Origin of the sequence: Roseibium aggregatum IAM 12614, assembly GCF_000168975.1 — a bacterium.
Lineage (GTDB): Bacteria > Pseudomonadota > Alphaproteobacteria > Rhizobiales > Stappiaceae > Roseibium > Roseibium aggregatum.
This window is the reverse complement of the sequence record NZ_AAUW01000020.1, coordinates 138,602-154,164: the sequence shown is the minus strand read 5'-3', so window position 1 is coordinate 154,164 and position 15,563 is coordinate 138,602. Positions and strand designations below refer to the sequence as shown.

17 protein-coding genes are annotated in these 15,563 nt (G+C 60.1%); 3 read left to right on the top strand and 14 right to left on the bottom strand.

From position 1 onward, the window contains the following. Positions 1-26 precede the first annotated feature (26 nt). Genes SIAM614_RS24040 through SIAM614_RS24005 form a run of 8 tightly spaced genes read right to left on the bottom strand, consistent with a single transcriptional unit; the run spans position 27 to position 6,712 of the window. Positions 27-524, bottom strand: coding sequence for a flavin reductase (locus tag SIAM614_RS24040; protein ID WP_006938552.1), 498 nt, complete (start codon positions 522-524; stop codon positions 27-29). Positions 525-544: 20 nt separating this feature from the next. Continuing rightward, positions 545-1,492 (bottom strand): PDR/VanB family oxidoreductase, encoded by a 948-nt coding sequence (locus SIAM614_RS24035; protein ID WP_006938551.1) that lies wholly within the window; start codon positions 1,490-1,492, stop codon positions 545-547. Positions 1,493-1,498: 6 nt separating this feature from the next. Beyond that, complete coding sequence (locus tag SIAM614_RS24030; protein WP_006938550.1) at positions 1,499-2,260, bottom strand: SDR family NAD(P)-dependent oxidoreductase; 762 nt, start codon at positions 2,258-2,260, stop codon at positions 1,499-1,501. Continuing rightward, on the bottom strand, positions 2,260-2,742 hold the full coding sequence (locus tag SIAM614_RS24025; protein WP_208984087.1) for an aromatic-ring-hydroxylating dioxygenase subunit beta: 483 nt from the start codon (positions 2,740-2,742) through the stop codon (positions 2,260-2,262). The genes SIAM614_RS24030 and SIAM614_RS24025 overlap by 1 nt, the downstream gene beginning before the upstream one ends. A 1-nt stretch (position 2,743) precedes the next feature. Beyond that, a complete protein-coding gene (locus SIAM614_RS24020) occupies positions 2,744-4,024 on the bottom strand; it encodes an aromatic ring-hydroxylating oxygenase subunit alpha (RefSeq protein ID WP_006938548.1) in 1,281 nt (426 codons plus the stop codon). A gap of 3 nt (positions 4,025-4,027) precedes the next feature. Then, on the bottom strand, positions 4,028-4,399 hold the full coding sequence (locus tag SIAM614_RS24015; RefSeq protein ID WP_040441000.1) for a hypothetical protein: 372 nt from the start codon (positions 4,397-4,399) through the stop codon (positions 4,028-4,030). Positions 4,400-4,424: 25 nt separating this feature from the next. After that, entirely contained in the window at positions 4,425-5,564 is a 1,140-nt protein-coding gene (locus tag SIAM614_RS24010) for an acyl-CoA dehydrogenase family protein (protein ID WP_006938546.1), read from the bottom strand. Beyond that, a complete protein-coding gene (locus SIAM614_RS24005) occupies positions 5,561-6,712 on the bottom strand; it encodes an amidase (RefSeq protein ID WP_006938545.1) in 1,152 nt (383 codons plus the stop codon). Before SIAM614_RS24005 ends, SIAM614_RS24010 begins: the two co-directional genes overlap by 4 nt. Positions 6,713-6,871: 159 nt before the next feature. Between SIAM614_RS24005 and SIAM614_RS24000 the strand changes: the two genes are divergently transcribed. Continuing rightward, complete coding sequence (locus SIAM614_RS24000; protein ID WP_040440976.1) at positions 6,872-7,435, top strand: nuclear transport factor 2 family protein; 564 nt, start codon at positions 6,872-6,874, stop codon at positions 7,433-7,435. Positions 7,436-7,503: 68 nt separating this feature from the next. Here SIAM614_RS24000 and SIAM614_RS23995 read toward each other — a convergent pair whose 3' ends face one another. The 5 genes from SIAM614_RS23995 to SIAM614_RS23975 all read right to left on the bottom strand — a co-directional run bounded on the left by SIAM614_RS23995 (position 7,504) and on the right by SIAM614_RS23975 (position 12,047). Next, the gene (locus SIAM614_RS23995) at positions 7,504-8,829 is read right to left on the bottom strand and encodes a TRAP transporter large permease (RefSeq protein ID WP_006938543.1); all 1,326 of its coding nucleotides are present in this window, start codon (positions 8,827-8,829) and stop codon (positions 7,504-7,506) included. A 6-nt stretch (positions 8,830-8,835) separates the two neighbouring features. Continuing rightward, complete coding sequence (locus tag SIAM614_RS23990; RefSeq protein ID WP_006938542.1) at positions 8,836-9,348, bottom strand: TRAP transporter small permease subunit; 513 nt, start codon at positions 9,346-9,348, stop codon at positions 8,836-8,838. 51 nt (positions 9,349-9,399) lie between these two features. Next, positions 9,400-10,434, bottom strand: a complete 1,035-nt coding sequence (locus tag SIAM614_RS23985; RefSeq protein ID WP_006938541.1) for a TRAP transporter substrate-binding protein — start codon at positions 10,432-10,434, stop codon at positions 9,400-9,402. 393 nt (positions 10,435-10,827) lie between these two features. Then, complete coding sequence (locus tag SIAM614_RS23980; RefSeq protein WP_006938540.1) at positions 10,828-11,676, bottom strand: alpha/beta fold hydrolase; 849 nt, start codon at positions 11,674-11,676, stop codon at positions 10,828-10,830. Then, a complete protein-coding gene (locus tag SIAM614_RS23975; RefSeq protein ID WP_157140045.1) occupies positions 11,673-12,047 on the bottom strand; it encodes a hypothetical protein in 375 nt (124 codons plus the stop codon). Before SIAM614_RS23975 ends, SIAM614_RS23980 begins: the two co-directional genes overlap by 4 nt. Before the next feature lie 239 nt (positions 12,048-12,286). Here SIAM614_RS23975 and SIAM614_RS23970 point away from each other — a divergent pair, with 239 nt between their 5' ends. Both SIAM614_RS23970 and SIAM614_RS23965 read left to right on the top strand, forming a co-directional pair. Beyond that, entirely contained in the window at positions 12,287-13,156 is an 870-nt protein-coding gene (locus SIAM614_RS23970; RefSeq protein ID WP_006938538.1) for a dioxygenase family protein, read from the top strand. Positions 13,157-13,251: 95 nt separating this feature from the next. Continuing rightward, complete coding sequence (locus SIAM614_RS23965; RefSeq protein ID WP_040440999.1) at positions 13,252-14,142, top strand: LysR family transcriptional regulator; 891 nt, start codon at positions 13,252-13,254, stop codon at positions 14,140-14,142. A gap of 123 nt (positions 14,143-14,265) precedes the next feature. Here SIAM614_RS23965 and SIAM614_RS23960 read toward each other — a convergent pair whose 3' ends face one another. Then, positions 14,266-15,420: a muconate/chloromuconate family cycloisomerase gene (locus SIAM614_RS23960; protein WP_006938536.1), complete on the bottom strand. Its 1,155-nt coding sequence runs from the start codon at positions 15,418-15,420 to the stop codon at positions 14,266-14,268. Positions 15,421-15,563: the final 143 nt, after the last annotated feature.

The following is a 15,563-nucleotide window of genomic DNA, read 5'->3' as shown; positions in this document are numbered from 1 at the left end:
TTCCCGGATTTCGGCACAAACAGCCGCTAGCGGTTCGCCGCCAGGTGGTGGTAATCGCGGCTGAAGTAAACGAGGCCCTTTCCGGGTTTCTCTCCCAGGTGCACCGACTTGACCTCGCAGAACATGACGGAATGCGTTCCCTGTTCGAAAACGGAACCGATCCGGCAGTCCATGGAGACATTGGCATCCTTCAGAACGGGCGACCCGGTTGCCAGGGTCATCCATTCCCCTTGAGCGAACCTGTCGACACCTTCGACAAAGCGGGCGAAGACGCCAGACAGTTCCTGATGCTGGGATGCAAGAACATTCACGCAAAGAACCCCGTTGCGCAGAAAGCGGTCGTGCACATAAGCCTTGCGGTTGATGCACACGAGAACGGTCGGCGGAGTGTCCGTGACGGAGCAGACCGCCGACGCCACCAGGCCGTGCTTTCCGGCGGGGCCGTCGGACGTGATCAGGTTGACGGCGGCGCCCATCCTGCTCATGCCTTCCCGGAAATCGAGTTGTTCCTGACTGAGTTCCATGAGCGCTCCCTCCTTATCGATTAGATATCCAGCACCAGCTTGCCGCGGCCGCGTGAGCAGCAGGCGCAGATCTGGTCCGCGTCCTCGCGTTCTTCATCGGTGAGAAACTGGTCGCGGTGGTCGATGTCGCCTTCCAGAACGTCGGTGACGCAGGTTCCGCAAACACCTTCCTCGCATTTCACCTCGATCTTCACGCCATGGGCGGCAAGAACCTTGGCGATGGTGTCGTCCGGTCCGATCGTCACCGTGATGCCGGATGCCCGGGCTTCCACCTCGAAGCTGTCACCGGTGACGTCCACATCCGCGCTGAAGTATTCCCGGTGGACGTTGGCACTTGCATGGCCTGCGGCTTCGGCTGTCGAAATCACCCAGTCCATGAAGCCCTGGGGCCCGCAGACATAAAGATGCGTACCGGGGGACGGCGCCGGCAGATCCCGCTTCAGGTCGAGACGCTGTGCCTCGTCCTGATCGTCGAAATGAAACACGATCCGGTCCGCGAAGGGGGCGGATGTGAGTTCGTCGAAAAAGGCCGTCCGGTCCTTGGACCGGGTGCAGTAGTGAAGGACGAAATTCTTGCCGAGCGCATGAAGGCGCTTGGCCATGGCAATCATCGGGGTGACACCGATCCCGCCACCGAGGAGGATCGTCCTCTCGGCCGTCTCCTCAAGCGGGAAATGATTTCTTGGGCCTTCGACCTTGAACTTCGCGCCGACGCTGGCCGACCGATGCACGGCAAGCGAACCGCCGCGCGAGTTTGGATCCTTCAGAACGCCGATCTCGTAGTACCCGGTTTCAGCCGGGTCCGAGCAGATGGAATACTGCCGCCACAGGTCGACATCCGGCAGATAGACATCCAGATGCGCCCCCGCCGAGAATTCCGGCAGATCATTGCCGGACAGGCGAATGCGGGCGATGTCTCCGCGGTCGTCGATCCTTTCCTCTACTGTCAGGTGCAAGGTCTTGGTCATGAGTGCTTACCGTACGTAGATCCCGCCGTTGACGTCCCAGCAGGCACCGTTGACGAAGGCCGCTGCGGGAGAGGAGAGCATGGTGACCATGTCGGCCACGAATGCCGGATCGCCCAATTGGCCGACCGGAATGTTCGCGATGGCTGCATCGATCTTGTCGCCCAGAACCGCCCGCACCATGGGGGTGTCCATCGGTCCTGGAGCAATCGCGTTGCAGGTGACGCCGAACGGCGCCAGATCGCGGGCGAAAATTTTGGTCAGGGTTAGGATCGCGCCCTTGGACGCCGCATAATGGGCGCCTGTCGCCGTGCCGCCGTTTTGTCCGGCAAGCGAGGCCATGTTGACGATCCGTCCATAGCCGCGCTCCTTGAAGTGGCGGCCGAAGATCTGGCAACCGGTAAAGGTTCCGCCGGCGTTGGTCGCAAGGATTTCGTTGAACTTCGCCGGATCGATGTCGAGCACCGCCTGCGCTTCCGTCCGTGCAGCGTTGTTGACCAGAACCTCGACCGAGCCCCAGCGCTCGACGCATTGATCGAGGACATACTGGAAATCTTCCGGCTTGTTGACGTCCAGGGTCGCGGTCCAGCCGGTTTCGCCGGCAAGATCCAGCTCCGAGGCAAGCGCGGCCGCTTCCTCTCCCGGATCGACGTCGGTGATCACGACGCGAAAACCGGCACGGTGGAGCGAACGGCACACCTCTTTGCCGAAGCCACGGGCACCGCCCGTGACAACAGCAGTCTGGACTTGTTCGGGCAGCGGGACCGCCATCAGAACAAATAGCTGAACGAGTTCAGCATCCCGTCTGAGTTCAGGAGTTTGACGATCTTCTGGTGCAGAAGAAAGCCGCCGCCGCTGCGCTTGAGCGTGTAGTAGGCATCGCCCGCCCACACGCGCTGGCGTCCGAACTTATCCTCGACAAGGTGTTCGGCTGCGCGAACCTTGATGAGATCGCCCGACATCTCCTCCACCACGATCCGGCTGATCGTGCGGACGGTCCTTGCCGGAGGCGCGGAGGAAATCGAGAAGCCTGCCTTGAAGCGGCCGACACGATCCTTCCGCATCTTGGCGTTGTCATAACAAAGGTTCAACTGGTCGGCGTAGTCCTCGCCGTCGCCGATCGGCATGATGTACAGGCCATCATCCGTCCACAGGTCAAGCCAGGTGTCGTAGTCCTTGCGATCCAGGATGTCAGCCTCTTTCCAGAGAAACTCGGTGACATCCGTCAGGACGTTTGCATCTACCATTGTCATCTTAGGCACCAACCATCATTCGTTTCCACATTCCGTAAGCCGCACGCATGCCGGTTTCGGCACTGATGTGACCACGCGGTCCGAGATCGCCCGGCTCTTCGTCGACCATGCCGCGGTTGACGAGGATCGGAAGTTGTCCGCCCCCCTTTGTGCCGCGCTGGACCCGTTCCCAGACTTCAGCGTCGTCGGGAGAGCCGAAGCCCATCGGGCCCTGGAAATGCTCGTGCAGGCGGATGCGCATCCGGTTGGCCGCCTGAGGGCCGCCGTCCATGCCGATGGCGATGTGACGGATGTCGGTCTGGTCGACGCTGACCGGTGTCAGGACGCGGAAAAACGCAAGGCTGAACGACACGTTCGGGAAGAGGTTGAGGTTGAAGCCGGCGCCGCCGACGGCCTTGACGATCTTCTTGACCTGATCCTCGGAATAGCCTTCGGCGCGGATTTCCTCGGCCAGCTCCTGGAAGCGGTCCTCAATCGGCTCATCGAGACCTGAATCCAGGTCTTCCCGCTCGGGAATCATCATCATGACGGAATGGCCGTTTCCGAGGTCCTCGACCCAGCCGCGGCCCTTGTCGAGAAAGTCGAACATGTCCTCGGTGGCCTCATCGAGCGACTGAAGGAAGGATTTGTGGACCACCGGGAAGTGGTAGGCGTCGGTGGTGTTTTCGAGCTGCACCTTCCAGTTCATCGGCACCGTGAACTGATGTTCGCCAAGCACCTTCACCGGGAAACCACCACCCTGCTTCATGAACAGATCGATGTATTTGCAGACTTTCGGACCGAGGAAATCGACCAGCGGTTCGATGTCCTCCTTGAAGGTCGCGAAGACCATGCCGTTGTAGCTTTCGGTGCGCAGCTTCAACAGACCGTGCTGAGCCTTGTCGAAGTCGTCGCCATACTGCTCGGGATAGGGCAGGGCGCGCAGCGAGCCGTCGAGGCCATAACCCCAGCCGTGGTAGGGACACTGGAAGGAAGAGGTCTTGCCTTTCTTGACTTCGCACACGGTGGCTGCGCGGTGGCGGCAGCGGTTGACCATGCAATGAATGACGCCCTTGCGGTCGCGGACCACAATGACCGGGTCGAGGCCGACATTGGAAAGCTTGAAGGAACCCTTGTCGGGAAATTCGCTTTCATGGGCCACCCAGACCCAGGTGTTCTTGAAGATCTTTTCCATCTCTTCCTGAAAGAGATCCGGATCTTCATACATTTCCGTCGCGACCTTCGCCTCTTCATTGGAATAGAGCGCGTCAAGATCGCTGAATTTCGGCATTGCGGCTGTCATCGTTCAACTCCTGTGTGCAGAGGGAATTTCCAGGGCGCGACCCATGCGGGCCTCGACCGTCATGTATTTCCAGAGGCGATGGTTCTCCTCGCCCACTTCGATGGTGCGCAGCAGATTGCAGGCGCTCTGAACGGCTTCGCGATCGGGAAAATCCACCAGCATGTACCAGGTGAAGGGAAAGCCGCTCGTTGCGCCGACCATGGTCTGGTCATCGTCGAACGTTCCGATGATCTCCACGCCCTCCATCGCGTTGATGGAGGACATCAGTTCCTGGGTCGCCTTCCAGACCGGCCCGATCTGATCGAACGGCAAGCTGAAAAAGGTCGGATGATTGTTGAAGCACAACAACGTGCGGACCGGTTTTTTCTCAGTCATATTCATTCCTCTGACGGGTCTGGGCTTACGGATATCCGGGCATGGTCGCCTGTTCGAAGAAGGCTGCTCCTGCAGCCGTCCAGGTTCCCTCAGACAGGAAGGCGTGTTGAGCCACGGCGGCCGCGTCGATCCAGTAACGGTTCAGCGAATGCCCGATGTCGATGGCGTTGGAGCCACCGAGCGCGAAGGCCATGCGGGCTGCTTCAGCACCATCGCGCGCTGCCTTCGAGGCCACCATCCGCAGGCGGATGTGCGTGTTGCGGCTGACCTTCTCGTTGTGTTCGAGCTCTTCGTAGGCTTCTTCCAGGGTATCGTAGAAGAGATGCGCTGCGCCCAGATAAACGCCCTTGGCCTTGGCATATTCGGTCTGCAGATACGGCCTGGCACCAGGGGGCGGTGCACCGGTGACCGATTTGCGCGACCCGGTCTCGTAGATGTAGTCGAGGGCAGCTCTCGCCGCGCCCAGGGCAACGACCGCCAGCACCTGAGACGCGAGCGCCATGGACGGGTAGCGGAACACCTTGTCGTCCATCGCCGGCGCGCCGCCGCGAATGAACGTCCACTCCTTCGGCACCACAACGCCATTGACCTTGATGTCATGGCTTCCGGTCGCGGCCAGCCCGACCGTGCGCCAGGTATCGACCACTTCGATCTTGTCGCGCGGCATGATGGCGATCAGCGGTAGCTTGGTGTCGTTGTCTTCAACCTTGATGCCGGCGCCGGCGAGATCTGCGCCCATGATGCCCGATCCCCAGGGCCACTGGCCGCGCACCTCGTAGCCGCCGTCCACTATCTTGGCGGGTTGGGGCGGAAACATTGCTCCGGCAAAAACCGTGTCGGGGTTTTTCTTGTAAATCGCCTCGTAGGTCGCTTGCGGCAGAGAGGCGAGATAGGTGGCAGAAACACCGAAGCTTGCCACCCAACCGGCCGACGGATCGGCGGCTGAGATATCCTCGATCAACCGGCAGAAGTCGGCGGGGCTGAGTGCGTCGCCGCCGTAGCGTGCCGGCACGAAGGCGCGGTAGACACCCAGCGTCTTGAAGTCATCGACCACGTCCTGCGGGATATGGCGCAACTTGTTGAATTCGCTGGCCCGGTCTTTGATCCCTGCAAGGATGTCTTCTTTGGTTTTTGGCCGTGCTGCCACGGCTCCTTCTGCGCTCATTGGCTTCTATCCTCTTCGCGAAACATGGGAAACGTGTCGGCTAACCATTCTGCGATGGCGCACAGCCGTGCATCGTCCGCCTTGCGTCCGACGATCTGGAGGCCCATTGGAAGTGAGCCGTCGACAATGGCAAAAGGCAGAACGAGCGATGGATGGCCACTCAGATTGAACGGCCTCAAAAACCGCGTCAGCGGAATGATCTGGGCTGGATCCGAAGCGGCTTCCAGGGTTGGGGGAACGGTCGGCAACGCCGGCATGATCAGCGCGTCGCACTGCTCGAGCGCAGTGTCGACAGCCTCGGTGAACCGGGTTCGAACCGCCTCTGCGGCTTTCACCTCTGCAGATTTGACGGATTGCGCCTTGGCAATGCGCGCTTTCACATCCTGTCCGAGCGGTGGTTCAGCCTCCAGAAGATGGCCGAAAGCCTGTGCGGTCTCGTAGCTGATGATTGTCATGCCGGCGGCAAAGGCCTCGTCGAAGGCGTCGAGCGTGATCCGTTCCAGACCCGGCAGTTTTCGGCTCAGCGTCGCAAAACTATCGCCGCTCGGGTCCGGATCGGTCGAGACCCAGGCCAGGCGCGGTGCGGTTGTGCAGGTTTCCGTCTTGAAGGAAGGGTCGCTGGCTGCCATGGCCTGCGTCAGCCCGGCTGAGGTCCGGGCAAAAACGCCGACGCAATCCAGCGAACTGTCAGCCGGGTGACATCCCTTGCGGCTGATGCGGGCGAAGGTTGGCTTCAAGCCATAGATGCCGCAGCATATTGCGGGTTGGCGAACCGAGCCGCCGGTGTCGGTGCCGACCGAAAAATCGCAAAGGCCCGCGGCAACGGCAACGGCCGAGCCTGAGGAAGAGCCACCTGGAATGCGGTCTGGCCAATTGGGGTTGACGGGCGTGCCGAACACCGTATTGACGCCGGTTACGCCGAAGGCAAGCTCGTGCATGTTCGCCTTGCCGATGATCTTGCACCCGGAAGCCAGGAGAGATTTGACCACATCGGCATGTTCGGACGGTGCGTGAGAGACGGCAGCCGAGCCACACGCGGTCACTTCGCCGGCGATGTCGATGCAATCCTTTACGGCAACACTCAACCCATCCCCGCCCAGGTTCAGGCGGCGGATGAGCGCATGCGTCCCTGCGCTCTCGTTGATCATTTTAGTCCCTCTGGTTGCCCTGTTTTTACGGGCATTTGCGGTAATATTACTGTTTCATTGATTCATGTCAATCAATATTCACGTGAATATTGATATATATGTTCGCTTGAGGCACTCTCTGTCGCGTTGAACCAAACCAACCGACCGGAGACCGACCGAATGTCTGATGAACGCCTCGCCGTCCTGGAAAAGCGTCTTGCGATCCTTGAAGCTGAAGCCGAAGTGCGGCGTGTACAGTCGCGCTACATGTTCCTGTGCGACACACCAAACCCCGAATTCGGATGCGACGGCGATGCCGAGCGTATCGACCTGATCATGGAGCTGTTCGCGCCGGAAGCCGTCTGGGAAGGCGTTGGCGAATATTACGACAACCAGTTCGGCCGCGCCGAAGGCTGGGACGCCGTGAAGAAGCACTTTCAGGGGTTCTGGGGCGGAAAGACCGATCCGGCACTGATCCTGAACTGCCACTATCTGACGTCCGAGCAGATCCGGGTTGCCGACGACGCCATGACCGCAGAAGGCAACTGGGTGCACATGCAGCCGTGGCTCTTCTCCGACGGCAAGGCTCTGCTGCGGTCTTCGCGCCTGTTCAACAGCTACCGGAAGTGTGAGGACGGCAAGTGGCGGTTTACCCGCAACCGGACCGAAAATGTGTTCGTGGCGCCGCTGCCGGCGACCTGGGCGTCCGACTACCCGTCGAAATCGGTTCTGATGAAGCCGTAAGGGCCTGCGCCGAGCGCAAACTTGCTGGAAAGGCGCCCGCGGGCGCCTTTTTTGCTGTGCCCCGGGCATCACCATGAGACGAACCCGGGAAAGGCCATGACAAGCACCAATATTCCGATCTGCATGGCAATGAAGGGGATGACCGCCCTGTAAATCTGGGAAATGGACACGTCCGGCACAGTGTTCTTCAGGTAGAACAGGGCCATGCCGACCGGCGGTGTCAGGAAGGACGTCTGCAGGCAGATGGCCAGCAGGATCGCAACCCAGGCCGGTTCATAGCCGAGAGATGTCAGGACGGGCAGGACAAGGGGGGCGACAATCAGGATGATTTCCATCCAGTCGAGAAAGAAGCCCAGCAGAAACACGATCGCCAGAATGAGGATCAAGGTTCCGATCGGCGGCAAGGCAATTGCGTGAAGTCCCGCTTCGATAAGTTCGTCGCCGCCGTAACCGCGCAGGACGACGGAGAAGCAGGATGCCCCGAAGATCAATGCGAACAGAAACGCCGTCGTGATGGCGGTGTTCTCGCAGACCTCCTGGAAATCCGACCAGGACAACCGCTTCGATGCCACCGCGAGAAGTGTCGCCCCCGCCGCACCGATGCCGGAAGCCTCGGTCGGTGTTGCTATGCCGAAAATGATCGAGCCGAGGACGGCGAAGACGAGCAGAAGCGGCGCAAGCAGGGATCCGACCAGTCCGCGCAGCATGTCGCCGAGAGAACTGTTCGGATCAAGGGGCATGGCGGTAGCCAGGTCCGGACGCCGGATGGCGGTGAAGATTGCGTAACAGATGTAGAGCAGGGCAAGCAGAAGGCCCGGCAGCAGGGCGCCGCGAAACAGGTCCCCAACTGGGATCTGCAACTGGTCGCCCATGACGATCAGCATGATCGATGGCGGGATCAGTATCCCGAGGCAGCCCGTGGCCCCGACGGTGCCGAGGCCCAGCTTGTCGTCATAACCGGCCGCGCGCATGGCGGGCATGGCAATGGTGGCGAGCAGAACCACCGAGGCACCGATGATGCCGGTGGAAGCCGCCAGCACGACACCGATGAGAATGACCGAAACAGCCATGCCGCCTGGTATCACGCGCAGCACCTTGTGCATCTGCTTCAACAGCCGCTCGGCGACACCCGATTTGTCGAGCATCATTCCCATGAAGATGAACATGGAAATTGGGATCAGCGAGTAACTCGAGATGCTGTCGAAAATCCGGTTGGCCACAAAGCCGATCATCCGCAAGGACGCCATGTCGGCATCAATGGAAAAACCGTCCAGAAAGGTGCCAAGCGCGGCGAAGGCCACCGCGACACCACCGAGGACAAAGGCGACCGGGTAGCCCGAGAACATCACCAGCAGGAACACGGAACACAGCAGAAAAACGAACAGGATATCCACGGCGCGCTATCCCTTCCGCGCTGATGACGGCAACAGCGTCAGGATGGATTTCAAAGCAACGGCAATGCCTTGAACGAACAGCAAGCTAAGGCCGGCAGCCATGACGAACTTGATGATGTAGCGGGCCGGCAGGCCCGACGGCATGGGCGAGCCTTCCTTGAGCTTCCAGCTATATTCGAAGATCTTCCAACTGCTGCCGGTCACGAACCAGAGGAACGGCAACAGGAGGAACAGGACCCCGCAAAGCTCAACGACGGCCCTGGTTCGCGGGCTCATGCGGGCGTGCAGGGCATCGACGCGCACATGCGCGTCGCGCTGATAGGCCCAGGCCAGACAGGACATGACCGCAACGGCGTTCAAGTGCCACTGCAGTTCCTCGATTTCGATGGATCCGATTCCGAAGACATAGCGCGCGACAACGTTGACGAGGATCGTGATCATCAACAGCGGTAGAAAGAGCGCGCCGGCTTGGCCGACGAGGCGGACCACGCGCTCAAGAAAAATGACAAGGATGTGCATGATCGCTCCAGCTGGATTGCATGGCAGGGACAGTCCCTGCCATGCGAGAGGTCAGCGGCGCTCTGTCCAGGCTGCGGCGGAGGCGCGGTAAGCCTGCAAGGACTCCCAGACACGCTTGAAGTCGGGATCGTTTTCAACCTGTTCGGAGATCGTTCCGTCAAACGCTGCCTGCAAGGCATCCAGAACCTCCGGCGGGAAAGACTTGATCTCGACGCCAGCGGCCTCGAACGTATCGACGGCATCGGCGTTCTGGGTCAGCGTCGACAGGACGGACTTCAGGTTCACCGCCTTGCAGCTTGCCTCGATCAGGTCTTGCTGGCTTTCAGACAGGCTGTTCCACTTGTCCATGTTGACGATGAGTTCGTTCATCGCGGCCGGCTGGTGCCAGCCCGGCAGATAGTAGTATTTGCCGACCTGCTGCAGACCCAGGGTGATATCGATGGCCGGCATGGAGAGTTCGGTGCCGTCGATGATGCCCTTTTCCATGGATGGATAGATCTCGCCGCCCGGAAGCAGCACAATGGAAGCTCCCACCTTCGCCATGGCTTCGCCTGCAAGGCCGGCAAAGCGCAGCTTCTTGCCCTTGAAATCATCGATGCTGTTGATCTCGAAATTGTACCAGCCGCCGGCTTCGCTATCCATCAGGCCGCAGGGGATCGTCTTGACGCCCTGCTTGGCATAGATCTCCTCCCAGATCTCGCGGCCGCCGCCTTCGTAAATCCAGCCGGCATGGGTCAGCGCGTCGGGGCCGAAAGGAATGCCTCCGAAAAGCTGTACGGCGGGAAACCGTCCGGCAACGTAAAGCGGCGAGGTGATGCCGGCGTCCAGGGTGCCTTGCTGCACGGCGTCGAAGATCTGAAGCGAAGGCACCAGCTTGCCGGCACTATAGACCTTGACCTCCAGAGACCCGTCGGAGGCACTGTTTAGCAGCGTTCCGAGATAGTCAGCGTTTGCGCCGCTGGCCGGCATGGTAAGTGGCCAGGCGCTTTGAATGTCCAGGCTTTCCGCGCTGGCAACCTGTGACAGGGAGACCGCGCCGATCATCGTAAGAGCCAGGGCTCCGATGGAACTTTTGAAGGATGTCATATTAAACACTCCGGAAGTCAGATGAACCCGGATCCCCTCGAAACCGGGTCTCTGTTTCTGTATTTGTCGGAGACAACGGTCCGCCCGCTCAGCTTGTCCGCGTGCGCACGCTTTCACCGGGGAACAGGTGAACAAAGTGCGCTCCACTCTCCAATGCCCGGTTCGGTATTGACTGATACCTCCCGCGAGGGAGTGGTCGGCCGAGCGAAATCGCATCATCCGGCGGCTTCAGCTGAAGACGGACACTGCGGCGAACCGAGATGGGGAGAAAGACCATGCGAGCCCTGCGCCCGCCGGTTTCACACCCGGCGTCATGACGCAGTGACGGATCGACGGTCTGCAAACGCTGTTCAGCCAGTTTGTTTGGCCAGTTTGTTCGAGTGGCCTATGCCGTCAGGAACCGGGCATCCGCCTAAGGGCGTCCAGGAAAAAGGGCCGGAAGCCATCGGGATGTTCACTCATCGGAAAATGGCCGAGTTCGTCCATCACCGTCAGTGTTGCTCCCTCAATGGCATCGGCTGTCCGCCTGGCGTCTTCCGGAGTGCAGGTAAGGTCATAAGCGCCGACCAGGATATGAACCGGCGTCGCCTTTGTGTCGATCTGCGGCAAGCGGGCGATCAGGCTTTCGTCGCGGGTGTAGAAGCTCAGGTCACCCCGGAACACCCCTGGTCCGCTCATCATGAACATCCAGAGTGTGTTCCAGCGCTCGGCAATGGGCGCGTGGGGAGAAATATTCGCCGAGACGAGGGCGGCGCCCATCTCGCCGCCATGCGCGTCCGGTCGGTGAAACCAGTCGATGTCGTACCAGGCCGGCTGAAAGTCGCTGGCCTCAATGGCGATGAAACCGGAGAAGCGGTCTGCGTGCAGGGCAGCGAGCTGGAGGGCGATGCGCCCGCCCATCGAACATCCCGCCAGCACCGGCCGGTCGAGTTCCAGCGCGTCGACGATCCCCAGAACGGTCTCGATATAGGCTTCTGTCGTCAGAAGATATTCTTCGGTCTCGAATCCCTCGGGTGGCAACGACTTGCCGTGCCAGGGCATATCGAACGCGATCAGCCGGTTGGAAGCGTTGATTTCGGGGTCGTTCATGAGGCGGCGCCACTGGCGGCTGTCCGCACCGGCCGTATGCAGGCAAAGGACAGGACGCCCATTGCCGGCTTCTTCGAAATACAGCCTGTTCTTCCGGCCGCCCACCTCGATGGTGACATAACGCCCGCAAATGCTCTCGATTTTCGCGCTCATCTGTTTTTCACCTCGCGTCCGAGAGCCATGAATTCCTTGAAAAACCTAAGGTTCTTGACCAGCGCCAGAATGTCCCCGTCGATGCGGGCGCGGCCCATTTTGACCAGGCCGAAAATGTCGTGATAGCCCGGCTCCGGGAGGTCCCGCCAGAAGGCATCGAGCGCTGCCCTGTCGGTCTTGAGCGCAAAGCGCCAGGGCGTCTTTCGGCTGATCTCGGCGCGAATGGATGTCACTATGCCGCGGTCGAACTGAAGGTAATACTCTTCCTCTCCAACCTGCAGGAGCACGGTTTCGGAAAACAGGCTTCCCAGTCTTCGAAGATGCGCTTTTCCGGCAAGGAGCCGCGCCATTTCCTGCAACATTTCAAGCATATGAACCTTCCGGGCGCTCATCCAGTCTGGTGACAGGTTGATCCGCTACATCGGCCGGATTCAAGTCCGCTGGAAGTATCGGCCGATACTTGGAGATAACGGCCATGTGGGGCAAAAGTATCGAACGATACTAAACCGCGTATTGGACTGCACCCTCGGTTGCGGAAACATGGGTTTCGATACCGGCGGACAACGCGAAGAAAAGCCGCCGCTGTTTGAGGGTCTTAGAGGAGGAACCAATGCGGAATGTCACCATTGAGAACGTCACCGATGTCGTGATCGGCTCACTTGGAAAGAACGGCGAGATCACCGAGAGGAACCGTGAGATCCTGTCCGCGCTGGTTCGCCATCTCCACGAATTCTGCAAGGAGGTCAACCTGCAGCATTACGAGTTCCTCGGAGCGTGTGACTTCCTGGCGCGGGCCGGTCACGTGTGTGATGACAAGCGGCAGGAGTTCATCCTTCTGGGCGATATCCTGGGTGTTGAAGTGCTGGTCGACATGCTGACCAACCGTGTCGAGGGTACCGAGAGCGAATCCACGGTTATCGGCCCGTTCTACCGCGAAAACCCGCCGGTTCTGCCGAAGGGAGCCTCCACGGTCCAGAAGCATTTTGACGACGAGGAAACGGTCTATTTCGAAGGCCATGTTCGCGATGCGGATGGCAGCCCGCTTGCCGGTGTGATCATCGACGTGTGGGAAGACGCGCCGAACGGACTTTACGAGAACCACGACCCGGACCAGCCGGACTACAATCTGCGCGGACGGTTCATCACCGACGACAACGGACACTATGCGTTCCGTGCCGTGCGCCCTGTGCCTTATCCGATCCCGGACAACGAAACCGCAGGCGAACTGCTGCGCGCGATGGGCCATCACCCGAACCGCCCGGGCCACATGCACTTTATCCTGTCCAAGGACGGTTACCGGCCGCTTGTCAGCCAGATCTACGACAGCACCAGCGCGTGGCTCGACGATGACAGCGTCTTTGCGGTCAAGGAAAGCCTGGTCGGCGAATTCAAACCGGCTGGCGACGATCTCGACACCGATTTGCACGTGGAATTCGACTTCACCCTCAAACGGGAAGTCGCCGCGGTTGCCGCGGAATAACAATTTGCAGCCCAACCTTTGGCCCCGGCTTTGCCGGGGCTTTTCTTTTATCGAGGGATGTGTCCATGTAGATGGATGAACCGATGGAGAAAAGCTTGAATATCAAGCAAATGAGCTATTTCATCGCCGTCGCTGAAGAACTCCATTTTGGCCGCGCGGCTGAACGTTTGAATGTCGCCCAGCCTCCCTTGAGCCGTCAGATCAAGCAGATCGAAGAAGAGCTCGGCGCCCTGCTTTTCAACCGGGGGCGCAACGCAGTCACGCTCACCCAGGCGGGGGAACGGCTTTATGTCCGGCTGCAGAAGATCCTTGCCGATCTGGACGACACCAAGCTGGAAATCCGGCGCCTTGGCCAGGGGGCAGAAGGCCGTCTGCGGATCGGTTTTGTCGGGTCTTCGACCTATGGTCTGCTGCCGACCATCATCAAGTCGTTCAGAGCGAATTTTCCTCAGGTCAACCTGAGCCTGCTGCCCATGAACAATGCCCAATTGCACCGGGCGTTGATCCGGCGCGAAATCGATATCGCTTTCGCCCGGCCAGCGCTGAACGATCTTGAATTCACGACTCGCCATCTTGGCAAGGAAGATGTTGTCGCCGCAGTGCCGGACACGCTGGAAACGGCGTTGAACGGCGTTATCTCGGGCGAGGAAGTCGCTGCCCAGAACGCTATTCTTTATCCGGAATATCCAAGGCCGAGTTTTGCCGATTTCATCATCGACAATTTCGAGCGCCAGGGCATTCAGCTCACCAAACGCGTCTTCACGATGGATCTGCAGACCGCACTCAGTCTCGTTGCCATCGGTGAAGGCGTTTGCATTGTACCGGCGTCCGTTTCCAGCACACGGCGGATCGGCATAAAGTTCATGAAGATCGGCCTGGAACTGGAGCAGACGGCCCTGTCGCTGAACCATCGGCTGGACGAGCGTGGTGTGCAGGTCAATAAATTCGTCACCATTGCCCAGCAGGTCGCGCGAAAGACCATCTAGGGTGTGGCCTCTGCAGCCGGATGCTGGGGCCGATTACCCAGCACCCAGCACCCAGCACCCAGCACCCCAGCATCCCGGAACCCATAGGCTTTTTCCGGCGGGCATCCTCAACACTGAGAGGCGTCAGGAAACCTTCGCCACTGTTCGCCCGTCGCAAATCGCAGAGTCGCGACGGTAAAAATTGACCTTGTCCATATCCAGTTCGACGCCGTTGCCGATCCCTAGCGGCACGTGCACGTGAAAGTCGCCGTACCGGATCGGCTGTTGCAGGATCTCATCGGTGAAAAGAAGCGGACCGAAGAACTCGCTGCCCCAGTCCAGCCGGTCGGTGCAGGCGAAGACATGCAGCGCTGCGGCCGTTCCCAGACCGCTTTCCAGCATGGTGCCGCCATAAACGCCGATACCTGAGGCATTGGCCAGCGCGCAGACCTCCTGGGCTCGTTTCAGACCGCCAGACTGCATCACCTTGACGGCAAAGACATCGGCCGCGCGCGCACTTGCGACCTTCTGCGCAGTCACCGGGCCGCTCAGTGCCTCGTCCGCCATGATCGCGACGCGGGACCCGGCCGTCAGCTCCGCCATGGCCGCGATCTCGGTTGCGGCCACCGGCTGCTCGATCAGATCGATACCGATTTCATCGAGACCAGCCACGCCCCACCGCGCGTCGGTCAACGACCATGCCTGGTTGACATCGACCCGGATGCTTGCCTGATCGCCGAGCGCGGTCTTGATCGCCGCCACATGCTCGATGTCGTGGCGAACCGGCCGCTTGCCGATCTTGAGCTTGAAGATGTTGTGGCGGCGCGAGGCGATCATCTCCTGCGCTTCTTCAATGTCTGTTTCAGCCGCGCCGCTGGCGAGGGTCCAGGCGACGGGCATGGAGGCACGCAGGGCACCGCCGAACAGGGCACTCAACGACATGTTCCGCCGGCGGGCGTAGCCATCCCAAAGGGCCATCTCGACCGCTGCCCGGGCTATGGGATTGCCGCGCACGGACCGCTCGATCATCGAAATCAGGGCGTTGGGATTGTCCCCATCGGCCTTGAGGAGCAACGGGGCAATGTAGTCATGAACCGCCGAACAGATGCTTTCCGGGCTTTCGCTGCAATAGCTCAGCCCGCCGATCGTGGTGCCTTCTCCCGTGCCGAGAGAGCCATCGGAAAACCGGATCCGGACGATCACAAACGACTGTTTCCGCATGGTTGTCATCGCAAGGACGTGACCGCGAATGGTCGGCACGTCGAGAATGATGACTTCAATCGTGTCGATATGGGGCAAGAGTTTCCTCCGGGAGTGTTTTCCCGGAGAGTGACCGAATTAGCCCTTTCGATCCATCACCGCTGTGGTCTCAGGTAATACTCAGATGAGGCAAAACGTGAATGTTGACGAAATGTCCGCTTATTCAAAAAATAGACTGTGTT

What these genes read in the sequence shown, in the direction of transcription:
- SIAM614_RS24040 (WP_006938552.1), bottom strand. Translation starts at nt 524, where the DNA reads ATGGAACTCAGTCAGGAACAACTCGATTTCCGGGAAGGCATGAGCAGG.
- SIAM614_RS24035 (WP_006938551.1), bottom strand. Translation starts at nt 1,492, where the DNA reads ATGACCAAGACCTTGCACCTGACAGTAGAGGAAAGGATCGACGACCGC.
- SIAM614_RS24030 (WP_006938550.1), bottom strand. Translation starts at nt 2,260, where the DNA reads ATGGCGGTCCCGCTGCCCGAACAAGTCCAGACTGCTGTTGTCACGGGC.
- SIAM614_RS24025 (WP_208984087.1), bottom strand. Translation starts at nt 2,742, where the DNA reads ATGACAATGGTAGATGCAAACGTCCTGACGGATGTCACCGAGTTTCTC.
- SIAM614_RS24020 (WP_006938548.1), bottom strand. Translation starts at nt 4,024, where the DNA reads ATGACAGCCGCAATGCCGAAATTCAGCGATCTTGACGCGCTCTATTCC.
- SIAM614_RS24015 (WP_040441000.1), bottom strand. Translation starts at nt 4,399, where the DNA reads ATGACTGAGAAAAAACCGGTCCGCACGTTGTTGTGCTTCAACAATCAT.
- SIAM614_RS24010 (WP_006938546.1), bottom strand. Translation starts at nt 5,564, where the DNA reads ATGAGCGCAGAAGGAGCCGTGGCAGCACGGCCAAAAACCAAAGAAGAC.
- SIAM614_RS24005 (WP_006938545.1), bottom strand. Translation starts at nt 6,712, where the DNA reads ATGATCAACGAGAGCGCAGGGACGCATGCGCTCATCCGCCGCCTGAAC.
- SIAM614_RS24000 (WP_040440976.1), top strand. Translation starts at nt 6,872, where the DNA reads ATGTCTGATGAACGCCTCGCCGTCCTGGAAAAGCGTCTTGCGATCCTT.
- SIAM614_RS23990 (WP_006938542.1), bottom strand. Translation starts at nt 9,348, where the DNA reads ATGCACATCCTTGTCATTTTTCTTGAGCGCGTGGTCCGCCTCGTCGGC.
- SIAM614_RS23985 (WP_006938541.1), bottom strand. Translation starts at nt 10,434, where the DNA reads ATGACATCCTTCAAAAGTTCCATCGGAGCCCTGGCTCTTACGATGATC.
- SIAM614_RS23980 (WP_006938540.1), bottom strand. Translation starts at nt 11,676, where the DNA reads ATGAGCGCGAAAATCGAGAGCATTTGCGGGCGTTATGTCACCATCGAG.
- SIAM614_RS23975 (WP_157140045.1), bottom strand. Translation starts at nt 12,047, where the DNA reads ATGCTTGAAATGTTGCAGGAAATGGCGCGGCTCCTTGCCGGAAAAGCG.
- SIAM614_RS23970 (WP_006938538.1), top strand. Translation starts at nt 12,287, where the DNA reads ATGCGGAATGTCACCATTGAGAACGTCACCGATGTCGTGATCGGCTCA.